We start from the raw sequence: 10463 nt of genomic DNA, 5'->3' as shown, positions 1-10463 counted from the left end.
GGCCCGGCCGACCGGCGCGGTCGAGGTGGCGGTGGAGGAGTTGGCGCGATGGAGCGCCGCGCCGGGGCGGCTGGCCGCCGCCGCCCTGACGGCGGACCTGGTGGCCCGGCTGCCGGGCGCCGTCATCGCGCCCTGGAGCGATCCGACGCCGGCGAACGCCGTGGCGGTGACTGTCCAGGTGGAGACGCTCAGCGAGCGGCCGGCGGGCTATGGCCTGCTGGCGGTGGTCTCGATCGTGCGCGGCGCCGCCCCGTCACGACGCCGGATATTCCAAGCTGAAGCCGAGGGCGCCCACGACGCCCAGGGCGAAGCCCAGGCTATGAGCCGCCTGATGGGCGCGCTCGCCGATCGGATCGCCGGCGACCTAGCCTCCGGGCCGGGCGCCCCGCCCGCGTCGGGGCCGACCGCCAACCCCCGCCCAGCGCCTTGAACAGGTCCAGATCCCCGTCCCGATCGCCGCCGCTGCTGAGCGTCCAGTGCGCACGCACGCGGCTCGCGCTGGCCGGCGCGGTCGGCTGGCTTCTGCTCGCCGGCGCCAGCGTGGCGCTGCACAGCCGCGATCCCGGTCCCGCCGCCCACGGCACGGCCACCTCGGCCGTTCCGTGCTGCGCAACGGCCTATTCCGCTGGAACCTCTTCAGCCAGGCCCACGCGCTCGTCGACGCCCGCGCCGTAGGCCGGATCGGCCTTGGCGAAGTGGGCGATCTGGCGGCGCAGGATCGCCTCCGGTACGCCAGCGCGGATTTTCCCCCCTCTGATCGAGGCGGCCTCAACTGAGCAAACCGCATCAACAACCGACAAGAAATCAGATCCGTCTCTAGATACCGTCAAGACACAAGGCCACATTCCGTGGCCATCTTCGGCAATGGAGCCGATGTCATGTCTAATGATCCTGTTCTATTCGTCGATGACGATCTGATCTCCCACCTTCTGAACTGCGCCGTCCTGCGAGAGAGCGGCTTCAATGTGCTCGAAGCCAGATCCTACGCTGAAGCCTGCGCCGAGATCGAACGACGTCCGCGGCTGGCCGCTCTGGTGACGGACATCGAGTTGGGCGTCGGCCCTGACGGTTTTGAGATCGCCCGCCGAGCCCGCCTCGCCAACCCGGAGGTCGCCGTCGTCTACATGTCGGGAACGGAACTCCGCCGGTACGCCAGCGAAGGCGTCAACAACTCGCGCTTCATCCCCAAGCCCTTCGGCCCCGATCAACTGGTGCGGGCGCTCGAGGACGCGGCGCCCCTGGGCGCCGGCCTCGGCCTAGATTTGCCCGGCGCGACCGGAGTCCCAAAGCTGAAATGAAACCGGAGCAGAGGTCGTCCAGCGACCTCTGCCTTCCTACGTCGCCGGTACACGGTTCTCAGGCCGCCTGGGCGCCACGCGATCATCGACCCGGGAGCCAGGAAAAGCGCCGTGCTTACGCAGCCGTCGACGCCAGGCGCCTGCTGGCGCAGACTCGCCACCGCCGGCTGTTCCTTAGGCTCCTGGCCGCAGCGCCGGTCTCACCACTGGCCTCGGCTATGACACCCTGGCGGAATCGAGATGCGGTGAGACAGCCGCCAACGAAGATCGAGTTGGCGGGCCAAGGCGCAGAGCCACGCGTGACCTATTCCGCAGGAACCGGCGCGGCGAGGCCGACGCGCCGGGCCACGCCCTCGCCGTAGGCCGGGTCGGCCTTGGCGAAGTGGGCGATCTGGCGGCGCAGGATCGTCTCCGGCACGCCGGCCATGGTCGCGGCGATGTTGTCCATCAGCTGGCGTTTCTGGTCGTCGCTCATCAGCCGGAAGAGGTCGCCGGCCTGGCCGTAATCGTCGTTGCCCGCTCGGTGGTCGTAGCGGTCGGCGTCTCCAGTGATCTTCAGCGGCGGCTCACGGTAGGCGGGGTCCTGTAGCGGCCCGCCGAAGCTGTTCGGCTCATAGTTGACCGAACCGCCCCCGTTGCGGTCGAAGCGCATTGCTCCGTCGCGGTGGTAGCTGTGGACCGGCGTCTTCGGCCGGTTGACCGGCAGGGCGTCGGCATTCGTCCCGACGCGGTGGCGGTGCGCGTCGGCGTAGGAGAAGAGCCGGAACTGCAGCATCTTGTCGGGGCTGTAGCCGATCCCCGGCGCCACATTGGCCGGCGAGAACGCCGCCTGTTCCACCTCGGCGTGATAGTTGTCCGGGTTGCGGTCGAGCTCCAGCACCCCGACCTCGATCAGCGGATAGTCGGCGTGCGGCCACACCTTGGTCAGGTCGAAGGGGTTGTAGGGCGTGGTCTCCGCCTCAGCTTCCGGCATCACCTGCACGTAGAGGGTCCAGCGCGGATAGTCGCCGCACTCGATGGCCTCGAAGAGGTCACGCTGATGGCTCTCGCGGTCGCCGGCGACGATGGCGGCGGCCTCGGCGTTGGTCAGGGTCTGAATGCCTTGCTGGGTCTTGAAGTGGAACTTCACCCAGAAGCGTTCGCCCGCGGCGTTGATGAAGCTGTAGGTGTGCGAGCCGAAGCCGTGCATGTGGCGGTAGCTCTTCGGGAGGCCGCGGTCCGAGAACAGGATCGTCACCTGGTGCAGGCTCTCGGGGCTCAGGCTCCAGAAGTCCCACATGGCGGTAGGGCTGCGCAGGTTCGAACGCGGATCGCGCTTCTGGGTGTGGATGAAGTCCGGGAACTTCAGCGGGTCGCGCACGAAGAAGACTGGCGTGTTGTTGCCGACCAGGTCCCAGTTGCCCTGCATCGTGTAGAACTTCAGCGCCCAGCCGCGGACATCGCGCTCGGCGTCGGCGGCGCCGCGCTCGCCGGCCACCGTGGAGAACCGCAGAAAGACCTCGGTCTGCTTGCCGACCGCGGAGAACAGATCCGCCTTCGTATAGCGGGTGATGTCGTGGGTGACGGTGAAGGCGCCGTGCGCGGCCGAACCCTTGGCATGGACCACGCGCTCGGGGATGCGCTCGCGGTTGAAGTGGGCGTGCTTCTCGAAGAGGTGCAGGTCCTGCACCAGCAGCGGGCCGCGCGGGCCAGCGGTCAGGCTGTTCTGGTTATCAGCGACAGGAATGCCGGCGGCGGTGGTCAGGGTCGTGGGCTTGTCCATTGGGTCCTCGCGTTCGAAAGCCATGCGCAGGCTGCACGTGACGTCCTCAAAAGGAAAATCGATTAAATCTGGATTTTGCATCGCCCGCGTCTATCCGGCGGACATCACCGCTGCATCCGCATCATCTGGTCCATGGGAACCATGTGCGTGCTGAGCTGCGCCATGATCCAGAGCGATCCGATTACCATCAGGCTGATGATCAGCAGGGTGAGCAGCAGCGCCAGGATGTTGGTCTTTTGCGCGGGGGCAGTGGTGATGTGCAGGAAGAAGATGAGGTGCACGATCATCTGGGCGATCGCCAGCACGACCAGGGCTGCGATCAGGCTCGCCGGCGTCAGCCAATGGCCGCGGGCCAGGGCGAAGGAGGCGATGGTGAAGCCCGCGGCGAGCGCGAAACCCACCGCGTAGGTCGGCCAGCGGCCCGTCGAGCCGCGGGTGTCGGTGCCCGGGGTGCGCAGCTGTGCTGGGCTCGAAACGACGCTCTCGGTCACGGTTGGACTCCCAGGAGATAGACGAAGGTGAAGATCGCGATCCAGACGACGTCGAGGACGTGCCAGAAGAGCGAGAAGCAGAAGAGCCGGCGGTGATAGCTTTCGGAGAGCCCCATGGTCGTCAGGTGGACCAGGAGAAACCCGATCCAGATGAGCCCCACGGTGATGTGCAGCCCGTGCGCGCCCACGAGGGCGAAGAACGCCGAGAGGAATGCGCTGCGGTCGGGCCCGGCGCCGGCCGCGATCATCGCGCCGAACTCGCGGATCTCGAGGCCGAGGAAGCCGACGCCCAGCGCGAAGACGAGCCCTAGCAGGGAGGCCAGTTCCCTGGGCTTGCGGGCCTCCGCCGCCTGCATCGCGAGGCCGCAGACGAAGCTGCTGGTGAGCAGGCAGGCGGTTTCCAGCCCGACGTTCTTCAGGTCGAACAGGTCGCGCGCCGTTGGGCCGCCGTCCGTCGCCGTCTTGAGCACGGCGAAGGTTGCGAACAGCGCCGAGAACAGGATCGCGTCGCTGAGGAGGTAGACGTAGAAGCCGAAGCCAGTGACGCCGAGCTTCGTGGAGGGCTGGTATCGCGCCGGGGCGCGCTCGCCCGCGGTGGCGATCGAGACGTGGGACATAGGCGGGGCCTCTAGTTCTTGACGCGGAAGACGTTTGCGAGGCGGTCGGACCGGGCGACCTCGGCGGCGGGAATGCAGATCTCACCGTGCTCCCGCCAGGACGAGGCGATCAGCGCGCCGAGGCCACCGACCAGGCCCAGGACCGCGAGCCACCAGATGTGCCAGACCAGCGCGAAGCCTCCGACCGATGCGCAGGCCGCCAGGAGGAATCCAAGCGGGGAGTTCTCCGGCATCCAGATGTCCTCATAGGCCGGGCGCCTCGCCGCCGGTCCGGAGGACTTGGTCGCCCAGTAGGCGTCAAGCCCCTCGACCGCCGGAAGCACTGGGAAGTTGAAAGCCACAGGCGGCGAAGGCAGCGACCATTCAAGCGTGCGGCCGTTCCAGGGATCGCCGGTGAGGTCAAGCCGCTCCCGGCGGGTGCGGATGCTCACGACCAGCTGCACCGCCTGCAGGCAGATGCCGGCGAGGATCAGGAACGCCCCGCCGCAGGCGATCAGGATGTACGGGTCCCAGGCCGGATTGTCGTAGTGGTTCATCCGCCGCGTCATGCCCAGGAAGCCCAGGACATAGAGCGGCATGAACGCGAGGTAGAAGCCGACGAACCAACACCAGAAGGCGGCCTTTCCCAAGCGCGGCTCCAGCGTGAAGCCGAACACCTTCGGGAACCAGTACTCCAGGGCGGCAAAGCAGCCGAACAGCACGCCGCCGATGATCACGTTGTGGAAGTGCGCGATCAGGAACAGTGAGTTGTGCAGCAGGAAGTCGTTGGAGGGGACCGCCAGCAGGACTCCGGTCATCCCGCCGATCACGAAAGTGATCATGAAGCCGACCGTCCAAAGCACAGGCGGCTCGAAGCGGATGCGGCCGCCGTACATAGTGAAGAGCCAGTTGAACACCTTCACCCCCGTCGGCACGGCGATGATCATGGTGGCGATGCCGAAGACGGCGTTCACATCCGCGCCGGCGCCCATGGTGAAGAAGTGATGCAGCCAGACGACGAAGGCCAGGACCGTGATGACCAGGGTGGCCGTCACCATCGAGCGGTACCCGAACAGGGGCTTGCCGGAGAAGGTCGCGATGACTTCCGAGAACACGCCGAACGCCGGCAGGATCAGGATGTAGACCTCCGGATGTCCCCAACACCAGATGAGGTTGATGAACAGCATCGGATTGCCGCCGGCGTCGTTGGTGAAGAAGTGCATGCCGAGATAGCGGTCCATCATCAGCAGGCCCAGGGTCACCGTGAGGATCGGAAACGCCGCGACGATCAGCATGTTCGAGCCGAGCGCCGTCCAGGTGAAGACCGGCATCATCCCGATCTCCATGCCCGGCGCGCGCAGCTTCAGGATCGTGGTGACTAGGTTGATGCCTGAGAGCAGCGTCCCGATCCCGGAAATCTGCAAGGCGACCAGATAGTAGTCCACGCCGACGCCTGGACTGAAGGGAAGCTCGGAGAGCGGCGGATAGGCCAGCCATCCTGTGCGGGCGAACTCTCCAACGCCGAGCGCGATGTTCGGCAAGAGCGCGCCGGCCGCCGTCAGCCAGAAACTGATCGAGTTCAGCACCGGGAAGGCCACGTCCCGCGCCCCGATCTGCAGCGGCACGATGATGTTCATCAGGCCGACCACGAAGGGCATGGCCACGAAGAAGATCATGATCGTGCCGTGGGCGGAGAACACCTGGTCGTAGTGTTCGGGCGGCAGGTAGCCGAGGTGACCTCCCCCCGCGAGCGCCAGCTGGGTGCGCATCATGATCGCGTCCGAAAAGCCGCGGAGCAGCATCACGAGCGCAAGCAGGATGTACATGGTCCCGATGCGCTTGTGATCGACGGAGGTGATCCACTCCTCCCAGAGCCAACGCCAACGATGCAGGTAGGTGATGAGGCCGAGCACGGCCGCGCCGCCCAGGAGGATCCCAAGGCAGGCCCCCATGATGATCGGCTGGTCGAGAGGGATGTCGTGGAGGGTGAGCTTGCCGAACATCAGGAGGTCCCCTGGAGGCGCCGCGCGGCGCATATGACGCCGTTCATCGCCGACGTGGGGCGACGCGCGGACGAAGTGGCCGCGGCCACGGCGTGATCGAAGAGGCCGGGTTCAACGGCGCCGAAGCGCGTCGGGGCCGCGGCCGCGTGGGTGGCGGCCAGGCGGTCATAGCCCGCATTGTCAAGGCGGCCGGCCGAGGCTTTGGCGGCGGCGATCCAGTTGGCGAACCCCGCCCCGTCGGTGGCGCGGACGGTGAACCGCATGTCCGAAAAGCCATCGCCGCTGAACTGGGTCGACAGACCCCGGAAGGCGCCGGGCCGGTCCGCTTGCAGCGACAGGCGCGTCTGCATGCCGGCCATGGTGTAGATCTGGCTGCCCAGCCGGGGCACGAAGAACGAGTTCATCACCGTGCCGGACGTCAGCCGCAGATCGACGGGCGTCCCCACCGGGACGGCCAGCTCGTTGACGCTGGCGACCCCATAGTCGGGGTAGACGAACAGCCACTTCCAATCGAGCGAGATGACCTCGACGCGGATCGGCTTCCGGTCGGACTGAAGCCGCCGATAGGGATCCAGATCGTGCGATCCGCTCCAGGCCAGGGTGGCGAGGAACAGGATGAGCAGTAGCGGTGTCATCCAAACCGTGAACTCGATCTTCCCGGAGTAGCTCCAGTCGGGCCGATAGGTGGCGCGCGGGTTCGAAGCCCGGAACCACCAGGCGAAGGCCAGGGTCGCCAGGATCACCGGGACGACCACCAGCAGCATCGCCCCGAAGGTTTCCCAGAGGATCTGGTCCTCGGCGCCGCCGATCGGACCCATGGGGGCCAGCACGCCCTCGCGGCAGCCTCCAAGGCAGGCCGTGAGCGGTAGGAGCATCGCGGCGCGCCGGGCCGCGCGGCCGATGGCCGGAAGGACGGTCCGGAGCGTCCTCATGCGCGAGCCTTCAGACTGATGAGGAGGATCGGGACCGCATATCGCGGACTGTCCGTGTTCGGACATTGGATGTGCGCAAGGATCCTCGGGTCCAGCCGAGCGCTCGCGAGTGGCCGAGATTCCGGTTCCCGGAGGGGCGGCGGAGCGCCCATCAGGCGCAGGCAGCGATCAGCGTGGAAGCCTTCCGGAAAGTGGCGCACGGCCTGTTGCCTCCGAATTGACGGCGAGACGCGCGTCATCTGTGGGAAGCATGCACGGGGCGGCGGCCGACCTCTTGGCCGAAGACGCTCTCCTTTGTCCGGAAGTCGTACGACCCGCCCTTGCCGCCCGGCCTTCGGCTCGCATGCAAAGAATAGCGCGCCGCGGGTCCCCCCGCGGCGCACCTCGGACCGGTCCGGGCCAGCTCGCGCTAGATGTTTTCCTCGATCATCTCGAGCACGTCACCGCCCTTGCCCTGGAGCACAGCACGCGCCGCATAGAGGGCCATGCCGACGGCGGGGCCGACCTCTACCGCCGGCGGCATCACGAGCTCCATCGGCTCCACCTTGATATGCAGCAGCGCTGGCCCGGGCTCCGAAAGCCAGGCGCGGATCCCTTCCTCAAGCTCGTCCGCGGTCTCGACCATCGCGCCCCAGAGCCCCATCGCTTTGGCGATTCGGCTGCCCGCCTTGGGTCGCTGAACCCGACCGGCTCTAGCCGCCCTCCGGTCTCGTCCCCGGGACCGCTCGGAGCGCGTGGGAAGCGTCCAAATGTTCCAAGGCGGACCCTAACCGACAAGATCGCCGGCGCCCGCGCTTCCATGGTGCCGCTCGTCGTTGGCGCTAGGCCGCTCTGGAGATCCACCATGCACATTGGCGCGATTTCACCATCCGAGGCGTCGCTGGAGCCGGCGCCGCTGCTGCTGGTGGGCGAGATCTCCCATCGCGTTCTGAACGAGTACACCCACGCCATCGCGACCCTGTCGCTCGCCCGGGCCGAAACCACAGACGTCACAGCGCGCGGCGCCCTGGCGGCGGCCGAGGGACGCCTTCGCGCCTACGCCGACGTGCACCGTGCGCTCAGGCCGCCGCCGGGCGGCCGGCCCTGCGATCTCGGGACCTATCTGAAAGGGGTCAGCGCCGCATTGTCCTGCGCGAGCCTTCGCGAGAGAGGCGTGCGCCTGATGCTGATCCCGTCGGAAGCGATGCTGGCGGCGGACCGCTGCTGGCGCGTGGCCCTGATCGTCGCCGAGCTTGTGAACAATGCGGTGCGCCGCGCCTTCGACGACGGCGGCGGACGGATACTCATCGAGGTTGAGAGCCTGGGCCCCACAATCCTTTGCCGGGTCACCGACGACGGCCGGCCCGCCTCATCCAGTCCCCTGAAGGGCTGGGGGCGTGGCATCGTCGAGAGCCTGACCCACGCCCTTGGGGGACGGATCGAGTGGCTGTTCGAACTCTCCGGAACCCAGGTCGTCCTGCGGATTCCTTCCGACCCTGCGCTCTTGACTGATCGGAGCGCCGTCACGCGCCATGGGAGGTTCGATTGTCTAATCCTGATCCGCTGACTGACCGACTTCTGACGGGCGAAAACGCAGCGCTCCTGATCGTGGACTTCCAGCCGCCGCAGATCACCGGCGTGACGACGATCGACCACGCGCGGCTCGTCGAGAATGCCGCCATGCTGTGCCGCGCGGCCAGACTATTCCGGCTGCCGGTAGTCCTGTCGACGCTGAAGCGGAGCGGCAACGGCGGGCCGCCCACCGTCCCTGAGATCGCCGAGATCGTGCCGGACGTGCCTCAGATCGTCCGCACGACCCTCAACCCCTGGGAGGATGACTACTTCCTCGACGCCGTGGTCGCTACCGGGCGTCGGAAGCTGATTTTCGCGGCCTTGTGGAGCGAGGTGGTCCTGAGCTTCGCTGTCCTTTCCGCGATCCAGGACGGCTACGACGCCTACATCGTCATCGATGCCATCGGCGGCACGTCCGAGCTGGCGCACGCCGCGGCGCTATGTCGGATGGCGGAAGCGGGCGCGAACCAAACCAGCTGTGTGCAGCTGATCTGCGAACTCCAGCGCGACTGCGGTCGGACGGCGACGGTCGACGAATTCCTAAGACTTATCCGTGAGATCAAGGGACCGCAGTGGGTCGCGTAGCCGCTCAACTGGAGAGATACTTTCGCCATGCGCCCGGGCTGAGCCCCACCCGGCGGGTGAAGACACGGGTGAAGTGGCTCTGGTCGGCGAAGCCGCAGGCGAGCGCGATCATGGAAAGCGATGAGTCGCGCGCGCGGAGCATCGTCTTCGCCGCCTCCACGCGGACGTGGAGCAGCCAGGCGTGGGGCGCAAGTCCGGTCGATCTCCGAAACGCCCGCGAGAAGTGGCTCACCGAGAGCCCGCAGGCCATCGCGATGTCGGAGAGCGGCGTCGCGCCGGTGAGGTCGCCGGCGAGCATCTCCTTCGACCGCTTTTCCTGCCACGGCGCGAGGCCGCCCTGGATGGGCCTGGAATGGGCCTGCATCCCGCCGTGGGTCTGCGCGACGTGCGCCGCGATGGCCAAGGTCAGGTGATCCGCGAACAGCCGGCTTACCTGGTCGGGCGCGCGAACGGCGGGCAGCAGCGACAGGCCGATGTTGCGGATCGTCTCGTCCAGCATACCGACGCCCGGATCGTATCGCAGATCCTCGATGCGGGGGACGTTGGAGTCGTCGGCCAGCGCGTCGAGGGCTGTCCGCGGCAAGTAGAGGAGGAGCGAGTGCACGGGCTTGTCGACCAGAACCAGTGGATCTAGGCGCAGGTCGTGGATCATGCACTCGCCGGCCGGGATCGTGGTCCTGCCGACCTGGCGGCCATCCTCCCAATAGGAATCGTAGGTGAAGTCGCTGAGCAGGAGCGACATCAGGTAGGCGTCTTCGCGCGGTATCGGGTCGGATATCCGGCCAGCGGGCTGGTCGATGCGCACTTCTGTGAGCGCGATCTCAGCCCGCTGGAGGGTGCGGGTCACAATGTACGGGACATCCTCCTCAATGCCGAACTTCTCGCTCAGGCGTCGCCCGTAGGCGCCAGCGCCGGGCTGGGTTTCCGTTGACGTCGTCGCCACCGCGATCTCCGCGAATGAACGTCCCAACCGCTCACAACAGGCGCGCGGGTTCGGCCGGCGCGGAGGCGCTCCTGCATTTGGAGCGCTCACCCAAGGGACCCTCCATAGTCATCGCCCGGAGCCATCTCAGCCAAGGTGGGCTTCGGCCATAAGGGCGGTGGAATCGGGCCAAACGGGCCGGTTCACCCCGCGAGGTATTTCCGCCAGGCGCCCGGGCTCAGCCCCACCCGGCGGGTGAAGACGCGGGTGAAGTGGCTCTGGTCGGCGAAGCCGCAGGCCAGCGCGATCATGGAGAGCGACGC

13 protein-coding genes are annotated in these 10463 nt (G+C 67.4%); 4 read left to right on the top strand and 9 right to left on the bottom strand.

The genetic code is table 11. The features are described 5' to 3' along the window. On the top strand, positions 1-430 hold a 430-nt coding region (locus tag JWP28_RS01705; RefSeq protein ID WP_299539288.1), incomplete at its 5' end, for an ABC-type transport auxiliary lipoprotein family protein. Between the two features lie 187 nt (positions 431-617). Here the strand turns inward: JWP28_RS01705 and JWP28_RS01700 are convergent. Continuing rightward, complete coding sequence (locus tag JWP28_RS01700) at positions 618-800, bottom strand: hypothetical protein (RefSeq protein WP_299539286.1); 183 nt, start codon at positions 798-800, stop codon at positions 618-620. 48 nt (positions 801-848) lie between these two features. Between JWP28_RS01700 and JWP28_RS01695 the strand changes: the two genes are divergently transcribed. Then, positions 849-1298 carry a response regulator gene (locus JWP28_RS01695; RefSeq protein ID WP_299539283.1) on the top strand — a complete coding sequence of 150 codons (450 nt, stop codon included), beginning with the start codon at positions 849-851 and terminating at the stop codon, positions 1296-1298. Positions 1299-1602: 304 nt separating this feature from the next. Here JWP28_RS01695 and JWP28_RS01690 read toward each other — a convergent pair whose 3' ends face one another. From JWP28_RS01690 to JWP28_RS01665, 6 genes are all read right to left on the bottom strand, one after another. After that, a complete protein-coding gene (locus tag JWP28_RS01690) occupies positions 1603-3060 on the bottom strand; it encodes a catalase (protein WP_299539281.1) in 1458 nt (485 codons plus the stop codon). A 104-nt stretch (positions 3061-3164) separates the two neighbouring features. After that, entirely contained in the window at positions 3165-3551 is a 387-nt protein-coding gene (gene cyoD, locus JWP28_RS01685) for a cytochrome o ubiquinol oxidase subunit IV (RefSeq protein WP_299539278.1), read from the bottom strand. Beyond that, the gene (gene cyoC / locus JWP28_RS01680) at positions 3548-4168 is read right to left on the bottom strand and encodes a cytochrome o ubiquinol oxidase subunit III (RefSeq protein ID WP_299539276.1); all 621 of its coding nucleotides are present in this window, start codon (positions 4166-4168) and stop codon (positions 3548-3550) included. Before cyoC ends, cyoD begins: the two co-directional genes overlap by 4 nt. Positions 4169-4179: 11 nt before the next feature. Further along, entirely contained in the window at positions 4180-6150 is a 1971-nt protein-coding gene (cyoB, locus tag JWP28_RS01675) for a cytochrome o ubiquinol oxidase subunit I (RefSeq protein ID WP_366143776.1), read from the bottom strand. Then, a complete protein-coding gene (gene cyoA / locus JWP28_RS01670) occupies positions 6150-7082 on the bottom strand; it encodes a ubiquinol oxidase subunit II (protein ID WP_299539272.1) in 933 nt (310 codons plus the stop codon). The genes cyoB and cyoA overlap by 1 nt, the downstream gene beginning before the upstream one ends. Before the next feature lie 409 nt (positions 7083-7491). Continuing rightward, the gene (locus JWP28_RS01665; RefSeq protein ID WP_299539292.1) at positions 7492-7833 is read right to left on the bottom strand and encodes a thiamine pyrophosphate-dependent enzyme; all 342 of its coding nucleotides are present in this window, start codon (positions 7831-7833) and stop codon (positions 7492-7494) included. A gap of 93 nt (positions 7834-7926) precedes the next feature. Between JWP28_RS01665 and JWP28_RS01660 the strand changes: the two genes are divergently transcribed. After that, entirely contained in the window at positions 7927-8628 is a 702-nt protein-coding gene (locus JWP28_RS01660) for a sensor histidine kinase (protein WP_299539270.1), read from the top strand. Next, positions 8607-9218, top strand: coding sequence for an isochorismatase family protein (locus tag JWP28_RS01655; protein WP_299539266.1), 612 nt, complete (start codon positions 8607-8609; stop codon positions 9216-9218). The genes JWP28_RS01660 and JWP28_RS01655 overlap by 22 nt, the downstream gene beginning before the upstream one ends. Before the next feature lie 4 nt (positions 9219-9222). Here the strand turns inward: JWP28_RS01655 and JWP28_RS01650 are convergent, their stop codons facing one another. Together JWP28_RS01650 and JWP28_RS01645 are read right to left on the bottom strand one after the other, a co-directional pair. Then, on the bottom strand, positions 9223-10065 hold the full coding sequence (locus tag JWP28_RS01650) for a helix-turn-helix transcriptional regulator (protein WP_299539263.1): 843 nt from the start codon (positions 10063-10065) through the stop codon (positions 9223-9225). 278 nt (positions 10066-10343) lie between these two features. Continuing rightward, positions 10344-10451 (bottom strand): AraC family transcriptional regulator, encoded by a 108-nt coding sequence (locus JWP28_RS01645; RefSeq protein ID WP_299539290.1) that lies wholly within the window; start codon positions 10449-10451, stop codon positions 10344-10346. Positions 10452-10463 lie beyond the last annotated feature (12 nt).

It is taken from the genome of Phenylobacterium sp., assembly GCF_028290885.1.
In the GTDB taxonomy this organism is placed as follows: Bacteria; Pseudomonadota; Alphaproteobacteria; order Caulobacterales; family Caulobacteraceae; genus Phenylobacterium.
This window is presented reverse-complemented; position numbering and strand designations above follow the sequence as displayed.